13 protein-coding genes and 1 pseudogene are annotated in these 17068 nt (G+C 66.3%); 5 read left to right on the top strand and 9 right to left on the bottom strand.

Annotated elements, in window-relative coordinates; genetic code table 11:
• Positions 1-106: 106 nt before the first annotated feature.
• Positions 107-1258, bottom strand: coding sequence for an MFS transporter (locus ACFC4D_RS42225; protein WP_376072112.1), 1152 nt, complete (start codon positions 1256-1258; stop codon positions 107-109).
• 230 nt (positions 1259-1488) lie between these two features.
• Between ACFC4D_RS42225 and ACFC4D_RS42220 the strand changes: the two genes are divergently transcribed.
• Positions 1489-2160, top strand: coding sequence for a FadR/GntR family transcriptional regulator (locus tag ACFC4D_RS42220; protein WP_375965894.1), 672 nt, complete (start codon positions 1489-1491; stop codon positions 2158-2160).
• A gap of 166 nt (positions 2161-2326) precedes the next feature.
• Positions 2327-3793, top strand: a complete 1467-nt coding sequence (locus tag ACFC4D_RS42215) for an MFS transporter (RefSeq protein WP_375965892.1) — start codon at positions 2327-2329, stop codon at positions 3791-3793.
• Between the two features lie 113 nt (positions 3794-3906).
• Here ACFC4D_RS42215 and ACFC4D_RS42210 read toward each other — a convergent pair whose 3' ends face one another.
• From ACFC4D_RS42210 to ACFC4D_RS42190, 5 genes are all read right to left on the bottom strand, one after another.
• The gene (locus ACFC4D_RS42210; RefSeq protein WP_375966472.1) at positions 3907-4758 is read right to left on the bottom strand and encodes a TIGR02569 family protein; all 852 of its coding nucleotides are present in this window, start codon (positions 4756-4758) and stop codon (positions 3907-3909) included.
• Between the two features lie 276 nt (positions 4759-5034).
• Positions 5035-5346: a helix-turn-helix domain-containing protein gene (locus ACFC4D_RS42205; protein ID WP_375965890.1), complete on the bottom strand. Its 312-nt coding sequence runs from the start codon at positions 5344-5346 to the stop codon at positions 5035-5037.
• Positions 5339-5710 (bottom strand): type II toxin-antitoxin system RelE/ParE family toxin, encoded by a 372-nt coding sequence (locus tag ACFC4D_RS42200; protein ID WP_375965887.1) that lies wholly within the window; start codon positions 5708-5710, stop codon positions 5339-5341. Before ACFC4D_RS42200 ends, ACFC4D_RS42205 begins: the two co-directional genes overlap by 8 nt.
• A 151-nt stretch (positions 5711-5861) precedes the next feature.
• Positions 5862-7049: an adenylyltransferase/sulfurtransferase MoeZ gene (gene moeZ, locus ACFC4D_RS42195; protein ID WP_364639510.1), complete on the bottom strand. Its 1188-nt coding sequence runs from the start codon at positions 7047-7049 to the stop codon at positions 5862-5864.
• Between the two features lie 103 nt (positions 7050-7152).
• Positions 7153-8127, bottom strand: a complete 975-nt coding sequence (locus ACFC4D_RS42190) for a DUF3152 domain-containing protein (RefSeq protein WP_375966470.1) — start codon at positions 8125-8127, stop codon at positions 7153-7155.
• Between the two features lie 433 nt (positions 8128-8560).
• Here ACFC4D_RS42190 and ACFC4D_RS42185 point away from each other — a divergent pair, with 433 nt between their 5' ends.
• Positions 8561-9235 carry a TetR/AcrR family transcriptional regulator gene (locus tag ACFC4D_RS42185; RefSeq protein WP_375965885.1) on the top strand — a complete coding sequence of 225 codons (675 nt, stop codon included), beginning with the start codon at positions 8561-8563 and terminating at the stop codon, positions 9233-9235.
• A gap of 66 nt (positions 9236-9301) precedes the next feature.
• Here ACFC4D_RS42185 and ACFC4D_RS42180 read toward each other — a convergent pair whose 3' ends face one another.
• Both ACFC4D_RS42180 and ACFC4D_RS42175 read right to left on the bottom strand, forming a co-directional pair.
• Positions 9302-9529, bottom strand: coding sequence for a DUF3107 domain-containing protein (locus ACFC4D_RS42180; protein ID WP_364639516.1), 228 nt, complete (start codon positions 9527-9529; stop codon positions 9302-9304).
• A 101-nt stretch (positions 9530-9630) separates the two neighbouring features.
• Complete coding sequence (locus ACFC4D_RS42175) at positions 9631-10332, bottom strand: ferritin-like fold-containing protein (protein ID WP_364639518.1); 702 nt, start codon at positions 10330-10332, stop codon at positions 9631-9633.
• 135 nt (positions 10333-10467) lie between these two features.
• Here ACFC4D_RS42175 and ACFC4D_RS42170 point away from each other — a divergent pair, with 135 nt between their 5' ends.
• Positions 10468-11568, top strand: a complete 1101-nt coding sequence (locus ACFC4D_RS42170) for an SGNH/GDSL hydrolase family protein (protein ID WP_376072019.1) — start codon at positions 10468-10470, stop codon at positions 11566-11568.
• A gap of 20 nt (positions 11569-11588) precedes the next feature.
• Here ACFC4D_RS42170 and ACFC4D_RS42165 read toward each other — a convergent pair whose 3' ends face one another.
• The gene (locus ACFC4D_RS42165; protein ID WP_376072017.1) at positions 11589-12623 is read right to left on the bottom strand and encodes an alpha/beta fold hydrolase; all 1035 of its coding nucleotides are present in this window, start codon (positions 12621-12623) and stop codon (positions 11589-11591) included.
• 463 nt (positions 12624-13086) lie between these two features.
• Here ACFC4D_RS42165 and ACFC4D_RS42160 point away from each other — a divergent pair.
• A pseudogene (locus tag ACFC4D_RS42160) lies at positions 13087-14574 on the top strand (DEAD/DEAH box helicase); the annotation flags it as partial.
• Positions 14575-17068 lie beyond the last annotated feature (2494 nt).

The raw sequence follows: 17068 nt of genomic DNA, 5'->3' as shown, positions 1-17068 counted from the left end.
TGCTGCGCGAAATGACCGGGAAATCAAACGTTGCTCACGTATCTCATGAGCGCGCGGTGAGACGGCGAGAAACCTCACCGTCACATTCACCGCGTAGTGCGCGGAATTATCCCCACGTATCTTCCAGCATGCGCGGCTTGCACGCCAGCCAAGCGCCGCCGACCAACACCAGCACCGCGACCGACAGGAAACCGAAGGGCGCCAGCCACTTTCCGGTCATCGTGTGCAGCGCACCGAACAGCACCGGGCCGATGCATGCCACGGCGTAGCCGACACCCTGGGTGAAACCGGACAGCGCGGCCGAACCGGCGGAGGTGCGGGTGCGCAGATTGATCAGGGTCAGCGCCATCGGGAAGGTGGACGGGCCCAGGCCCAGCAGCAGCACCCACACCAGCGGGGCGCTCATCGGGGCGATGAGCAGACCGGCGAAACCGGCGAAGAAGAAACCGGCGCAGGCGATCACGACCGGGAACGGATTGCGCATGCGGCCCACCACGATCGGCGCACTCAGCGCGGCGGCCAGGCCGATGAGGGCGAAGACGCCGACCATGCTGCCGCCGAAGGACGCGCTGGCCCCGGCGTCGGAGAAGATCGTGGGCATCCAGGTGAACATGGAATACGTGGTCAGCGAGGTCATGCCGAACATCAGGGCCATGCCCCAGGCCAGCGGTGAACGCCACACCTTGCCGGTCGTCTCCAGCGGCTCGGGCGGCAGTTCGGTGGTGTCCAGGCGGGCGTGATCACGCCGGATACGCAGCACGCCGAGCCACGGCAGCATGGCCAGCAGCGGCAGAATCGCCCACAGGCCCAAGGAGATTCGCCAGCCGTGCGAATCCGCCAGCGGCACCGCGATCAGCGCCGGGATGACGGTGCCCAGCTGCACCAGCACGATGTAGACCGAGCTCAGCAGCGCCAGGCGATCGGAGAAGTACCGCTTGACCAGCGGCGGGATCACCACATTGCCGATGCCCATACCGGTCAGGGCCAGCGCCGAGAAGGCGAGCAGCTCCCAGGTATCGGGCACCACCGCGCGCACGGCGGAACCCGCGGCGGTCATGAGCATGGCGATCAGGGCGGTGGTTTCCAGCCCGAAGCGGCGGGAGAGCACGGGGGTGAGCAGGCCCGCGATGGCGAACATGGCGGTCGGGATCATGCCGAAGACGCCGACGACGGCGGTGGAATAGCCCAGGTCATCGCCGATGCGGGAGGCCAGCGGGGTGAAGGCGGTGACCGCGATGCGCAGGGTGAGCGCGGACATCAGGATGGCGGCCAGGACGAGCAGGCGGCCCTCGAGGAGCGAACGCTTGCGATCCGGTATCGACTGCCTGATATGCGCCTTTTCCGATTCGACGGCGGTGTTCTGCCGGGTAGCAGAAGTAAGGCCCCGCGCGGGGGCCGTCGTCTCGTTCAAGGTCGCAGTCACCACGAAATCATAGGATGACCCGATGATGTGATGCAACGAATGTGAGGCACGGTACGCTGTGCAACGTGCAACCAGTCCGGCGCACCAGCCTCATCGCCCAGGTGACCGAGCAGCTGCGTGCCGAAATCCGTTCCGGCCGTTGGCCCGTCGGCTCGCGTATCCCCACCGAGCCCGAACTCACCGAGCTCACCGGCACCGGCCGCAATACCGTCCGCGAGGCCGTCCAGGCGCTCGTGCATGCGGGCATGGTCGAACGCCGCCAAGGCTCGGGGACCTATGTGATCTCCACCTCCACACTCGGCGGCACCCTCACCGAATTCTTCGCCGACGCCCAGCAGCGCGACATCCTCGAACTGCGGCAGGCCCTCGACACCACCGCCGCCGCTCTCGCCGCACAGCGCCGCGATGACATCGACATCGCGAATCTGGAGCGACTCGAACAGGAGCGCCGGATCGCCTGGGATGACGATCAGGACACCGCCATCGACGCCGACGTGCAACTGCACCGCGCCATCGTGGTCGCCAGCCACAACGCGGTATACCTGGAGTTCTACGATTCGCTGCTGCCGGTGATCGCGGCCGGAATCCGTTCCCGCTCCGAGAAAGCCGGCGAGGCGTATCACGCCGAGCACACCGAGTTGGTGCGCGCGGTCATCGACGGTGATCCCGACCGCGCGGCGCGGGCGGCCAACTGCTTCCTCGGCTCACTCATCGCCGAATTTCCGGACAGTCGATAAATCCGGCGGGTAAACGGAACGTCACCGCGCGATCCATCCGAAGGTGAGCCGGAATTAGTTTCGGCGTCACCGAATGCTATGTCGGCGTAATCACACCTTCGTACGGTTGTCCCCGACCGCAGGTAACCACGATGAGGGCGGTCGACATGCGAGAGGAACGCTGTTCATGGCAACCGTCGAAGAAACGAAACCCGCGTTCGCATTTCAGAAACGTGGACGATGGATAGACCACTGGGAACCCGATAACAGTGAATTCTGGGAGAACGGCGGAAAACAAACCGCCCGCAAGAATCTGATCTTCTCGGTATTCGCGGAAAACCTCGGATTCAGCATCTGGGTGATCTGGGGCAGCGTCGTCACCGCCATGGGCGCGGCCGGATTCGACTTCCTCGCCGGACTCGGCAAGGGCAACCCCACCGCAGTGAGCAACGCCCTGCTGCTCACCTCCACCCCGACGCTTGTCGGTGCGGCACTTCGCATTCCGTACACCTTCGCCATCCCGCGCTTCGGCGGGCGCAACTTCACCATCTTCAGCGCGGGCATGCTGCTGCTGCCCACCCTCGGTCTGGCCTGGTTCATCAATCAGCCCGGCACGCCCATGTGGGTGTTCATGCTGCTGGCCGCGCTCGCCGGTGTCGGCGGCGGCAACTTCTCCTCGTCGATGGCGAACATCAACTTCTTCTACCCCGAAGGCAAAAAGGGTGCGGCACTTGGCATCAACGCCGCGGGCGGCAATCTCGGCGTGGCGCAGACCCAGCTGTTCGTACCGCTGATCATCACGCTCGGCACGCACATCATGGCCAAGGACGCGGGCGGTTACCGGTTCGGCATCACTCTCGCGGTGCTCATGTGGATTCCGTTCATCCTGGTCGCCATGTTCGGGGCGCTGCGGTACATGGACTCGCTCTCGGGCGCGAAATCCGATGGGGCGTCGTACAAATTGGCGCTCACCAACCAGCACACCTGGGTGATGGCGATCCTCTACATCGGCACCTTCGGATCGTTCATCGGCTTCTCCTTCGCCTTCCCGACACTGCTCAAGGCCAACTTCCCGGATCTGGCCAAGATCGGCTGGATGGGCACGCTCGGCAATCTCGCGTTCCTCGGCGCACTCGTGGGCTCCATGAGCCGGCCGTTCGGCGGATGGGTGTCCGATAAGGTCGGCGGGGCCAAGATGACGCTGTACGTATTCGGCGGTATGGCGGTCGCGACACTGCTCATCATGGCGTCGCTGTCGGCGAAGAACTTTCCGCTGTACCTGATTTCGTTCCTGGTGCTGTTCGTGCTCACCGGTATCGGCAACGGGTCCACCTATCGGATGATCCCGTCCATCTTCGGGGCGGAATCGCGGCGGCGGGCCTCGGAGACCGGGCAGGACATCTCGGCGGCGCTCATCTCCGCCAAGCGGCAGGCCGGTGCGGCCATCGGTGTCATCGGCGCGGTCGGCGCGGCGGGCGGCTGGGTGCTGCAGCAGGCGCTGCGGCTGTCGAATACGCACTACGGCAGCATGACTCCGGCGTTCTGGGGGTACGCGGTGGCGTATCTCGCGATGGCGGGGATCACCTGGTGGTTCTATCTGCGGACCTCGTTCGCGGCGAGCCGCGTCCCGTCCCTGGCGCACGCCAACGTGTGATTCTCACGCTCGGGGAGCGTCCCTCCCCCTGAATATGACTGTCGCGCCGGGCAATTCGCTCGGCGCGACGGTTTTTCGTCATCGGCGCGGATCGGACGACCGCGCTTGTCCGACTACAGGATCAGCCGGATCATGTCGGCGGTGCGCGCCAGCCCCGGGAACGCCTGCGGCGTCGACCTCGGGTGCAGCGCGTGCACCGCGAGCCGGAACATGACCGCCCGCACCAGCATCTGCGGCCATTCGGGCAGGCCCGCCCAGCGCTCCAGTAGGCCGTCATCGGCTCCGCCCCAGGACAGCGCATCGACCACGATGACCGCCGCGGCCCACGGCGCGGGCCGCCAATACGGGGTGATATCGGTGAGGCCGGGTGCGGAACCGGTGTGGAACAGCACGGTCCCGAACAGATCACCGTGCACCAGCTGCGGCGGCGTGGCGATCGGCTTACGCAGCGTCGAAAGCTGCGTGATCAACATCAGACTGCGATCCCCGTCCGGCGAGGTCGCGGGCAGCAGCCCGCCCACCTTCAAGGTCCGCAACGGCACCGCCTCCCAGGCAGCCCGATCCGCCGCGGCGAAAACATCCACATCCACCCAGGGCGCGGCAGGCGCCTGCGCCAAGAATCGCGGCCGCTCCAACTTCGCCGTCACCTCGTGTAATCGAAGCGATAGCGAGACCACCTCATCATGCCGAGGCTCCGGAATCCCCTCGAGGAAGGTATCCGCCCGCCACCCCGACACCACATACCGCCCATCGGTGGCCCGCACCGGCCGAGCCAACCGCACCCCGTCAACCCGCAACGTCTCCCGAACCTTCGCCGACCAGGCAGCCCGCGCATGATCGGTCACCGGACTCAACACCACATCCGCACACCGCCACCCCCCATCCCAGTTCCCCAGCGGAACCGGCGCAGCCTCGCGCAACCCAAAGGTCGCCCGCACATGCTCAGGAGGCTCCACAGCAGTCATGGTCACGCGCGTACGGTACCGCCGCAAAGTGACCCGAATCGGACGCCGCGCCGGAAACCGCCCGGTCCGTAAACCATCCTTACGACCTCGGTCACCGCCACTCGTCCAGTTCAGACCTAGTATTCGAACCAGACATCGGATGGACTGCCAGGAGGTCATGGACCACTCGGAGTTCGATCTCGTCGCGGTCACAAGGCATGGCGACTCCGAAAACCGGTGCGTCGCAGGCAGACATCGCGTTTCGTTGCAACATGACCGGGTGCTCCGCAGGGATCGTCAGGCTGCGTCGGTTCGTTCGAATCGGGCGACAAAGCGAAGTTCGAGAGCGTGCGCGAGTCTGTCGAGCATGCCGATAGTGGGTGTGCCGCCGCCGGATTCGAGGCGGGAGACGTCCGGCTGGTGCAGACCCGCGCGCTGGGCCAGTTGTGCCTGCGTCAAGCCGAGCTCTATGCGACGCTCCCTGATGGCGTTGGCGAGTTCGATCGCGAGTTTCGCCTCCGCGCGCCCCGCGTCGTACTCGTCGGCATTGAAGTCGGAACGGTCGGCCCGCTCGCGGCGCAGATCGTCCATGGACGTGTGGTCAGCCATCGTCTATCACCTCTCTATCGAAACTGGCCCGGGCGTGATCATGCTCTGCCTCGCAGACCTTGCGAAGGTACTTCGCCCGCGCCACCTCCGTGGCTTCCCGCATCCTGGTTTTGCGGAAAACCGTCAGCAGGATGATTCTGCGCCCGGTGGCTAGCCAGTAGGTAATGCGCATCTCTCTGGGATGCAGGTGGAATCGCAGTTCCCGGACACCGTCGCCGAGATTGCGCGACCACGGTTCACCCAGCGTTTCGGCGTTCTCCGCGAGCATGCCGACATACACGTCGACACGACCAAAGTCTTTGTCGGATAGCGAACGCAGCCAGTCGGCCACATCTGGCTCGATCTCAACCGCGTACAGATACATAGGACAGATCCTATATAGGATGTGTCCTATATACAAGGATCGTTCGATACGACTCGGTTGCCATGGTCCTGGTACGGCATGGAAAGCGAAGAAGCCCCGGTATAGGGACCGGGGCTTCTTCGACGCGGTTCAGCGGACGCGCGGAGGCTGGTCAGTAGACCGGGAGGGAGGGGTCTACCTGGTTGGCCCAGGCGATGATGCCGCCTTGGAGGTGGGTGGCGTCGGAGAAGCCGGCGTTTTTCAATGCGGCCAGGGCTTCGGCTGAGCGGATGCCGGTTTTGCAGTGCAGGACTATGGGGGTGTTTTGGGGGAGGTCGGCTAGGGCTTCGCCGGTTAGGATGCGGTCCTTGGGGATGAGGGTTGCGCCTTCTATGCGGACGATTTCCCATTCGACTGGTTCGCGGACGTCGATTATGGCTACGTCTTTGCCTGCGTCGAGCATTTCCTTCAGTTCGCGGGCGGTGACGGTGGAGCCGATCGCGGCGGCTTGGCCTTCCTCGGAGACCACGCCGCAGAAGGCGTCGTAGTCGATGAGTTCGGTGATGGGCTGGCGTTCGGGGTCGCGGCGCAGCTTGATGGTGCGGTAGGTCATGTCGAGTGCGTCGTAGACCATGAGGCGGCCGAGTAGCGGGTCGCCGATGCCGGTGATGAGTTTGATGGCCTCGGTGACCATGATCGAGCCGATGGACGCGCACAGGACACCCAGGACGCCGCCTTCGGCGCAGGAGGGGACCATGCCAGGCGGCGGGGCCTCGGGGTAGAGGTCGCGGTAGTTGATGCCGCGGCCGTCGGGGGCGTCTTCCCAGAAGATGGAGACCTGGCCCTCGAAGCGGTAGATGGAACCCCACACGTACGGCTTGCCCGCGAGCACAGCGGCATCGTTCACCAGGTAGCGGGTGGCGAAGTTGTCGGTGCCGTCGACGATCAGGTCGTACTGCCGGAAGAGTTCGATCGCGTTATCGGGTTCGAGGCGAATCTTGTGCAGCTCCACGTTGATTCCGGAGTTGATCTCCAGAATCGAGTCGCGGGCGCTGTCCGCCTTGGAACGGCCGATATCGGATTCACCGTGAATGATCTGGCGTTGCAGGTTCGACGCGTCGACCTCGTCGAATTCGACGATGCCGAGCGTGCCCACACCGGCGGCGGCCAGATACAGCAGCGCCGGGGAACCCAGCCCGCCCGCGCCGATCACCAGTACGCGGGCGTTCTTCAGACGTTTCTGACCCGTCACCCCGAGATCGGGAATGATCAGATGGCGGCTGTAGCGGGCGACCTCGTCCTTGGTCAGCTCCGCGGCCGGCTCCACCAGGGGCGGCAGGGAAGGATGCGTTGCTGTCACGCTGGCAGACTCCTCAATCGACTTCGCCGGCATTTCGCGGCCACTCGTGCAACACCGCGGCCCTGGCCGTTCTTCCCCAGCCTAGGCGGCGTGCGGCGGCGCACTAGTCGCGGGGATACGGCCACGGATTGAAGCGGCACTTCTTGCCGTCCATCGGCACCACACCGGTCGGGTCGAGGGTGGCGATGTCGTTATTGCGGGTGCCGAAGGTCTGCTGCATCATCACCGGCGCCAGCCCGCCGTCCACATCGCACGGCTGATGCTCGTGATAGCCGATGGCGTGCCCGGTCTCATGATTGATCTGATATTGCCGGTACGAGCCGATATCGCCCTCGAACGCCAGCGCACCGCGCACCCAGCGCACCTCGGACAGCACCACGCGATCCAAATCCGAGTTGTAGCAGGAGGAGTCGATGGGGATCTCGAAACCGCACGACTTGTGCGTGGTCTCCCGCGAGGTCAGCGAGATCCGGAAATCCGGATTGCCGTTGTCGACGCGCCGGAACGCGAAACGCGAATCATGGGTCCAGCTCTTGGGATTGGCGAGCGTGGCATCCACCATCTGCGCCACCGAGGTGTCCCCGCCGAACCCGGAAGTGTCCACCCCGTCCTCGATTTCGACGGTATAGCTGAACACGTGCTCCGAACCAGCGCCGACCTGTCCGGTCCCGCCGGGCACGATATGCCAAGTGCCCGCACCGATTTCGGTGAACGGCCCACCGCCGGGCACCGCGCCCGTCGGCAGGTTGGCGGCGAACTTGCCACTGCCCGGCGGCGGTACACCGATGATCTTGGTGGTCTCGCTGCGATCACTCAATCGCCCGAAACCCGGTACCCCGGCGACACTGTCACCGCCACCGCGGAACGCGTCCACCGCGACCAGCCCGGTCACCACGAGCAGCACCGGCAGCGCGTAGGCGCGCCAGCCGTAGGTGGAGACGAAACGCCCCAGCGGACTCTGCTTCTTGGTCTCGCGTTCGGGCCGATCACGCGATCCCTCGGGCGCGGCGGTGGGATCCCAGCTGGCGCGCAGCGGTTCATGCGGGAGCGGGAGCCGTTCCTCGGCGAGCACCGGCAGTCCGGACGGTCCGGGCGAATCCGGTTGTCCGGATTGCTCGGGATGTGCCGGAGGGTTCCCGGTGTACAGCCCGAGCGGATCGTAAATCGGCCCGGTCGGTCGGCCTTTCCGCTTGGAGTTTCTGCCCCCGTCGTCGGTCACCAGAACAGACTCTCACAGTGCGCTCGACCGCACTCACGGGCCGTCACGGGGACAGCGACGGATCTCACAAATCTGGACATGTGCTACACAGTTGTGACCCGCCTCGCATAATCGAAGCGGCAAGCGCGCTCGCCGAATACACGAGCCGCATCCACAAAGCCTTGTGCGGATCGACAAACATCCAGCACATCAATATTCGGAACCTGGATCGGCACCGACCCCTCGAGCGAGTATCGTTCGGGTGATACCCGGTGACATCCTTTCCGCCGGGAATCGACTGGGAGATCGGAAAATGACTGACCTCGTGGACCGGATGAGCGCGCACCGCACGTCATCCGAGGCCATGGCGCCGACAAAGCGCGGCACCCGCCTGCCCCGCGAGGCCCGACGCGCACAGCTGCTCGCCGCCGCCGGGGAGGTATTCGTACTCCGCGGTTATCACGCGGCCGGCATGGATGAGATCTCGCAGTGTGCGGGCGTCAGCAAACCCGTGCTGTACCAGCACTTCTCGAGCAAGCTCGAGCTGTACCTGGCGGTGCTGCAGAACTATGTCGAAGCCCTCGTGTCGAGTGTGCGCCAGGCGCTGCGCTCCACCACCGACAACAAGCATCGCGTGCGCGCGGCCGTGCAGGCGTACTTCGACTTCGTCGATCACGAAACCCAGGGCTTCCGACTGGTTTTCGAATCCGATCTCACCAATGAGCCGCAGGTGCAACGCCGGGTCGAGCAGGCCACCGAATCCTGTGTGGACGCGGTCTTCGATCTTGTCGCACACGATTCCGGATTGGATCCGTACCGCGCGCGCATCCTCGCCGTCGGCCTCGTCGGCGCCAGCCAGATCAGCGCCCGCTATTGGCTCGAGGCGGATCGCCCGATTCCCAAGGACGAAGCGGTCGATACGACCGTCGCGCTCTGCTGGGGCGGCCTGTCACACGTGCCTTTGCATCCGATCGACGACAAATACTGAAGACCAAGCAAAGAATTGCCCCGTTGAATTCTCAACGGGGCAATTGCTTTTGACGCATTCGCGGCTTCAGACCGCGGCGAAACCCACACGACCCGCGGACGGAGCGCCGATCTCCACGTAGGCGACCTTCTTGGCCTGGATCAGGTACTTGCGGCCCTTCTCGTCGGACAGCGTCACCACACCGCTCTCACCCGACAGCGCGCCGGTGACCAGTGCCTCCACCTCGGCGGGAGTCTGCGCGCTGTTGATGATCAGCTCACGCGGGCTATCCGAAATACCGATCTTGACCTCCACGGCCAACCTCCGAACCTAGAGTCCTGTGCTGTCTTCGCCAAGGCTAGTGCAGGACGCCCGGCCACCGGCAGCGACCGCCCTGCGCTGAGAGCGAACGAGGGCTAGCCCAGACCCAGCACGCGCATGCGCTCGGCATGCGAATCCTGCATATGTTCGAACAGCGTCGCGATGCCGTTCAGATCGCCGGTGGCGGTGAGCACCAGTTCGGTGAGCTCATCACGCTGCGCCATCACGTACTGCGCCTGCGTGATCGCCTCGCCGAGCAGGCGGCGTCCCCACAGCGTGAGCCGGTCGCGCTCGGAGCGATTCTGCTCGACCGCCCGGCGCACCTCCTCGATGACGAATTCCGAATGCGAGGTCTCGGCGAGCACATCGCGGACCACATCGGCGACCTCGGGAGCCAGGGCGCCGGCGATCTCGGTGTAGAAGTCGGCGGCGATACCGTCACCGACGTAGAACTTGACCATCGACTCCAGCCAGGTGGAGGGGTCGGTGGAGGCGTGATAGGCGTCGAGCGCGCGCACGAACGGGGCCATGGCGTCGAAGACGTCCGCACCGCGGTCCGCGAGCGCCTGCTCGAGGGTTTCGAAATGGCCCATCTCATTGGCGGCCATCTTGGCGACGTGCACCTTGCCGCGCAGTGACGGCGACAATTTGGCCTCTTCGGCCAGCCGATAGAAGGCGGAGATCTCACCGTAGGCGAGGACCGCGAAAAGGTCGGCGACTCCGGGATGTGTGGCGGCGATCCGCGCGTCGGCCGATTCCGACGCGTCGCCCAGCGCGGTAGACGAGTTTGCTCCCATGGACCCCACCCTAGTCCGCGGGTATGAACGCCATTCACCCATCGCTGACACATCATCGGTCGTACCCTCAAACTGCTCGGAAGGTACTGTGCCACAACATTTTTCATGATCAACCGATAGTTCGGGAGAAGTACCGTGCCCACTGCGATTCAGAATCTCGTCGTCCTCGGCGACAGCCTGTCGGATATCGGCATCAAACGGGAGGCGCCCGCCGGCATGTTCGCGCGCGCCGCCGGCATGATGCGCACCAATGAAGTAGGCCGCTACAGCGACGGTAAGAACTGGGCCGACTACCTGATCGAGTGGATCGGCGGGGAACCGCTCATCCGCGGCGATAAGAAGAACACCGAATACGCCACCGCACCGCATCGCACCCTGACCACCAACTCACTGGTGCTGCGCACCAACTTCGGTGATCTCGCCCCGGTCAAATACGCCAACTACGCCGAAGGCGGGGCCATCGCGGCCTCGGATTGGAAACCCAAGGCCGGTGCGCTGGGCTACCTGAAGGAACAGGTCTCGACCTATATCAACGCCCGCCGCAAACTGATTGAGCAGAACCAGTTCACCGGGCATACCCTGCACGTCATCTGGATCGGGCTCAACGATCTCATCACCGCCAAACGGCCGGTCCCCGACAATCCGGGACCGACCGATGCGGCCGGAACCGGCGTCCGGCCACTGGTGCGCGAGATCAACGATCTGGTCAACGAGATCTGCGATTCGTTCCCGACCAATCCGTCATTCGAGCATTTCGTGCTGATCGACCTGCCCAGCCCGCTGGTCTCGATCCGCTTCCAGGACAAGGCCGCCGACAAGGGTGAGGATTCGGTGGCCAAGGCGGTCGCGAACGTGCAGGCGTTCAACACCGCGCTGCGTCAGCTGGCCGCGCACTGGGTACCGCCCAAGGACGGGCTGGGAGCGTTCGCGCCCAATATCTCGTTCGTGCGCATCGCCGACTGGATGCAGGTGGTGTCGAACAATCCACAGCAGTTCAACCTGACGCCGCTGGCCCAGGATCACGGGCCGGTGCTCTACATGGGCATGCAGGATCCGACACCGCCCGCGATCCGGCGCGCCCTCACCACCAGCGATCTCGCGCACCCCACCCAGGCGGTGTACGAACTCATCGCCCGGCAGATCGCCGACACGCTGGTGCCCAACTACCGCATCGGCACGCTGACAACCACGTCCTGGCCCGAAAGGCGGCCGTTCCCAACGATTCCCGGGATCTAGCGGCCGTCCACTCCCCCGGGCTAGTTCACGTCACGCAGGAACTTGTCCAGGTACATCCACGTGGTGTCGCGGGCGATGAGAATGCCCAGGTGCGAACCGGGTGCGGTCTCGTACCGCACCTCCGGTGAGCCGGTCAGCGTGGTCGTGCCGTGCTCGACGGCGGCCGCCGCGGTGATCGCATCGTTCGGCCCGCCCACCAGCAGCACCGGAACCGTGACATCGGCGACCGCGATTTCGCGCGCACCGAAATGCACCACGCCCTTGCCGATGTCATTGTTCAACATGAACCGGCCCCACAACTGGTTGTAGAAACGGCCCGGATAACCCGGCAGCGAATTCTGGAAACGGTCGATCGTCGCCATCCGCTCCAGCGTCGGCGTATCGGTGATATTGCTGGCAATGAAGAAGGGGCGCTTGAGTTCTCGATCCCACGCGGTCGCGCGGTACGCGATCCGGGTCAGCTGCGCCGACACCCCGCCGGTGGCGCGAATCGCGGCCGTCGCGGTGCGGCCACCGTCCAGCCGGGCCAGCGCGCGCAATTCGCGCACGCCCACCATGTGGTTGTAGCTCAGCGGCGCGCCCACCGCGGTGATGGAGCGGATCGGCAGCGTGTCATCGGCGGCCGCGGTCAGCAGCGCCAGCACACCGCCGATGGACCAGCCCACCAGATCCACCGGCTGACCGCCGCGATCGGCGGACACCTGGCGAATCGCCTCGGGCAGGATGTCGTCGATCCAATCCTCGAAGCCCATGCGGCGGTCCTCGAAGCTGATATCGCCGTAATCGACCAGGTAGGGCGCGCGACCGGATTCCAGCAGGAAGCGCGCCATGCTCTGCTCGGGGCTCAGATCGAAGCAGAACGCGGGGGCGGCCAGCGGCGGCACCAGCAGCACCGCCGGATCGCCGTCCGCCGCGCCGTCATAGCGGCGCAATTCCCGGTGCGGCGCACTGGAAAGCACCGTTGACGGGGTCGGTTCGGGGGCTCCGATGCCGGTGCCGAAGGTCAGGGCCCACGCATTGCGCGCGGCGATGCTCACGGTGTCTGCCAAGCTCACCCGCACAACTTCGCACATGCTGCTACAGCTTGTAACAGCTATGTGAGCAATCCAACTGCCGACCTGGGTGAGTACACGCGGCATCCGGGCCAATTCCACTGCGGCACAATCCTTAACGTGGCTGCGAAGACTCGGGGCGGGCAACCGATATGCCGGGGAATCGCGTCTAGCAGCGCAATATCGAAGGCAATTGCGGTGGCGGGGAAAAGAGCGAAGACCGTATCACGCTACAATCTCCGGGGACAACGGAAACTTTCGCCCGAACGTGTTTCGATCGGGTGGCCGTAGTCACGGAAAATGTGCGCGCACTCCGATCCGCAACATTGTCCGCCGCGCCAGGTCGATGCCCGCAAGAGCATCCCGCAGCGGCGACAGACGAACGGATCAAGTGGCAGCGCGGACCGGCCGGTCCGCCCCACACCTCGTGCGCGCGAGACGCGATAAATCGAGGAAGGCACGTACCCTGAGCAAGATCACCGTAGAGCAGGAACCCGGAGTGGCCGACACGCTGCTGACCGCGGAGCTCGACGAAACCCACACCGCCCCCACCTTCGCCGAACTCGGCGTCAACCCCGAGATCGTGCGCGCCCTCGGCGAAATGGGCATCGAACGCACCTTCGCCATCCAGGAACTCACCCTGCCGCTCGCGCTGGCCGGTGAAGACCTCATCGGGCAGGCCCGCACCGGCATGGGCAAGACCTTCGGCTTCGGTGTGCCGCTGCTGCACCGCATCGCCTCCGGCACCTCGGGCACCATTCCGCTGGACGGCACGCCGCGCGCACTGGTCATCGTGCCGACGCGCGAGCTGTGCATGCAGGTCACCTCCGATCTGGAGAACGCCAGCAAATACGTCAAAACGCATGAGGGACGCCCGCTTCGGGTCACCTCCATCTACGGCGGACGGCCCTACGACACCCAGATCGCCGCGCTGCGCAACGGCGTCGACGTCGTGGTCGGCACCCCCGGACGACTGCTGGACCTGGCCGAACAGCAGCACCTCATCCTGGGCAAGGTCCAGGTCCTGGTGCTCGACGAAGCCGACGAAATGCTGGACCTGGGCTTCCTGCCCGATATCGAGCGCATTCTGAGCATGGTCCCGGACCAGCGTCAGACCATGCTGTTCTCGGCCACCATGCCGGGTCCGATCATCACCCTGGCGCGCACGTTCCTGAACCGGCCCACGCATATTCGGGCCGAGGAACCGCATGACTCGACCATCACCGACCGCATCACGCAGTTCGCGTACCGGGCGCACGCACTGGACAAGAGCGAAGTCGTCGCCCGCATTCTGCAGGCCGAAACTCGCGGCGCCACAATGATTTTCGCGCGCACCAAGCGCACCGCGCAGAAGGTCGCCGACGATCTGGCCGAACGCGGCTTCGCGGTCGGCGCGGTACACGGCGACCTCGGGCAGATCGCCCGCGAGAAGGCGCTCAAGAAGTTCCGCGAAGGCAAGATCGACGTGCTCGTCGCCACCGATGTCGCCGCGCGCGGTATCGATATCGACGATGTCACCCACGTCATCAACTACCAGTGCACCGAGGACGAGAAGACCTACGTGCACCGCATCGGCCGCACCGGCCGCGCGGGGCGCACCGGCGTCGCCGTCACGCTCGTCGACTGGGATGAGCTCAAGCGCTGGGCGTCCATCGACCAGGCATTGAAGCTCGGTATGCCCGAACCGGTCGAGACCTATTCGCGGTCGCCGCACCTGTACTCCGATCTGGGCATCCCCCAGAACGTCACCGGCATCGTGCGCAAGCGCCCCGTGGTGCGCGATGAGGACGCCGTGGTGGTGGAACGCGAACCGCGCGAAGCCCGCTCGCCGCGCAGCCGCAATCGCAAGCGCACCCGTGGCGCGCGCACCGGTGAGGACGTGCGGGTCAACGGGTCGAATGTGACTGGCGCAGAAGCCGATTCGGTCAATGGCAGTTCGGTCGACGGCAACGCCGTCAACGGCAGCACGGTCAACGGCACCGCCGTCAACGGCAATGGCAATGGCGCGGCCGTGAACGGTCACGCGCTCAACGGTCACTCCGTCAACGGCCATGTGGTCGCGGGCAATGAGGAAGGCTCCGCCGATAAGCCGGGCCGCCGCCGTCGCCGCCGTCGCGGCCGCGGTGGTTCCGACAATGCCACCGCCGCAACGGTTTCCACCACCGCCGAGGATCAGACCGACACCGAGTCCGCCGAAGCCCCCCGGGCCGACACCGGCGACGCCCCGGTGCGCGAAGGCCGCAGGCGCAACCGCAACCGCCGCAACCGCGGTTCGGACAACAACGGCGTGCGCGGCAACGGTGAGCACACCACCGAGAACGCGGCGGCCGTGAATTCCGTGGCCGAGAACGACGCCACGGCGAACACCGTGACCGAGAACGCGGTCGGCAACGCCGGTGGCGCGGCCACGAACGGCGCGGCAACTCCGCCCGTCACCACGGTCACCTTCAGCCATGCCGACGAAACCGGCACCGCGGCAACCACTTCCGCTGTGACCGCAGATTCGGCTCCGGCTGATTCAGCCGCGGCCGCCGAGGCCGCCGCACCGGCGAAGCGGACTCGTACCCGCCGTGCGCGGGGAGCGAGCGAGAACGGTTCGGCCCCGGCCGAAGCCGCCGCCCAGGTCGGCGTCACGGACTCGGCGCAGGTCACCGCGCCCGCCGTGGTTGCCACCGAATCGGTTGTCGCCGAGGTGAATTCGGCCGAGGTCACATCCGGCACTGCGACCGCCGCCCCGGCGAAGCGCACCCGCGCCCGCCGCGCGGACAAGCCCGCGGCCGATGCGGGCACCGGCAACCCCGCCACCGCTGATCAAGCGGTCGACGGTGCTGCCACCGCGCCCGCCGCGAAGGTCACCGTCGAAGCCGAAGCGCCAGCCGCTCCGGCAGCGGTGCTCGGTCAGCGCCCGGCCCGCCGCCGCGCCAGCCGCCCGGCCCTGGCTCCGGGCGATGCGGCTGCCGAAACCACCGGTGCCGCAGTCGCTTCCGGCGACCCGGTCACCGCGGCGGTGGCTCCGGCCGAACCGGTCAAGAGCACCGGCCGCCGCCGGGCCAGCCGCCCCACGGCGAGCCCGGCCCCGACCGTGAACGGTTCCGCCCCCGCCGCAACGGTTTCCGGCGATCCGGTCACCGCCACGGCTCAGGTCTCGGAGGACGCCGCCCCCAAGCGCGCCCGCCGCAGCACCAAGGCCGCCACCGAAACCGCCACGGCCCCCGCCGAAGTCGCAGTAGCGACCGAAGCAGCCGCACCGGTGAGGAGCACCCGCAAGCGCACCGCAGCCGAGACCCCGGTCACCGAGACCGAGACCCCGGCACGCAAGCGCACCGCCAAGGCGGCGACCACCGACACGGTCGCCGAAGTCGCGGCCGCACCTGCGAAGGCCGCTCGCAAGAGCACCAAGGCAGCAGCCAAGACCGCCGAGGTCGCGGAAGTGGTCGCCGAGCCCGTAAAGGCCCCGGCACGCAAGAAGGCCGCCGCGTCCGCCAAGGCTCCGGCAGCGGAAGCCGTCGAAACCACGCCCGCCAAGACGGCTCGTAAGAGTGCGGCCAAGGCAGCGGTCGAGGTTGTCGCCGAGCCCGCGAAGGCGACCGGCAAGCGCGTCGCCAAGACTGCTGTCGCAGTGGAGGTTCCGGCCGAACCGGTCAAGGCGGCTCGCAAGAGCACCAAGACCGCAGTGGCGGAGAAGACAGTCGCACCGGCCAAAACCGCACGCAAGACCGCGGCCAAGGCTGCTGTGGCAGCCGAAGTTCCGGCCGCACCGGCCAAGGCAGTTCGCAAGAGCACCAAGACCGCAGTGGCGGAGCCTGCCAAGGCCCCGGCCCGCAAGGTAGCCACCAAGGCCGCAGCAGCGGAGAAGACGGTCGCGCCCGCCAAAACCGCACGCAAGACCGCCGCCAAGGCGGTTGCGGTAGCCGAGGTTCCGGCCGCACCGGTCAAGGCAGCTCGCAAGAGCACCAAGGCCGCAGCCAAGACCGCGGTGGCGGAGCCTGCCAAGGCCCCGGCCCGCAAGGCAGCCACCAAGGCCGCGACAACGACCGCCGCCGCGTCGAAGAAGGCCGCCCCGGCTGCCAAGACCGCGAGCAAGACCATTGCGGCAGTCGAGGTTCCGGCCAAGGCCGCTCGCAAGAGCACCAAGGCCGCGGTCGCGGAGCCCGTCAAGGCACCGGCCCGCAAGAAGGCCGCCGAGGCAGCGAAGCCCGCCTCCAACGGGGTGAAGGCCGCCCCCGCGAAGAAGGGCAAGGCCAAGGCAGCCGAGGCCACACCGGCCAAGAAGACCCGCGCCAAGGCCGAACCCGAAGCACCGAAGTCCGCCGCCAAGAAGCGGACCAAGGCCACCGCTTCCAAATAACCGAAACAGACCAGCCGGGACCGCCGCTCACCCCTGAGCCGCGACCACCCGCTGGCACGTCATCGCCGCCGCGCACAAAGAAACCCAAGATGAACGCGGC

Source organism: Nocardia sp. NPDC056000 (assembly GCF_042269265.1).
In the GTDB taxonomy this organism is placed as follows: domain Bacteria; phylum Actinomycetota; class Actinomycetes; order Mycobacteriales; family Mycobacteriaceae; genus Nocardia.
The sequence above is the reverse complement of the archived record's forward strand: the minus strand, read 5'-3'. Positions and strand labels throughout refer to the sequence as shown.

What these genes read in the sequence shown, in the direction of transcription:
- ACFC4D_RS42200 (WP_375965887.1), bottom strand. Translation starts at nt 5,710, where the DNA reads ATGTATCTGTACGCGGTTGAGATCGAGCCAGATGTGGCCGACTGGCTG.
- ACFC4D_RS42185 (WP_375965885.1), top strand. Translation starts at nt 8,561, where the DNA reads ATGACTGACCTCGTGGACCGGATGAGCGCGCACCGCACGTCATCCGAG.
- ACFC4D_RS42210 (WP_375966472.1), bottom strand. Translation starts at nt 4,758, where the DNA reads ATGACTGCTGTGGAGCCTCCTGAGCATGTGCGGGCGACCTTTGGGTTG.
- ACFC4D_RS42175 (WP_364639518.1), bottom strand. Translation starts at nt 10,332, where the DNA reads ATGGGAGCAAACTCGTCTACCGCGCTGGGCGACGCGTCGGAATCGGCC.
- ACFC4D_RS42215 (WP_375965892.1), top strand. Translation starts at nt 2,327, where the DNA reads ATGGCAACCGTCGAAGAAACGAAACCCGCGTTCGCATTTCAGAAACGT.
- ACFC4D_RS42225 (WP_376072112.1), bottom strand. Translation starts at nt 1,258, where the DNA reads ATGTCCGCGCTCACCCTGCGCATCGCGGTCACCGCCTTCACCCCGCTG.
- ACFC4D_RS42205 (WP_375965890.1), bottom strand. Translation starts at nt 5,346, where the DNA reads ATGGCTGACCACACGTCCATGGACGATCTGCGCCGCGAGCGGGCCGAC.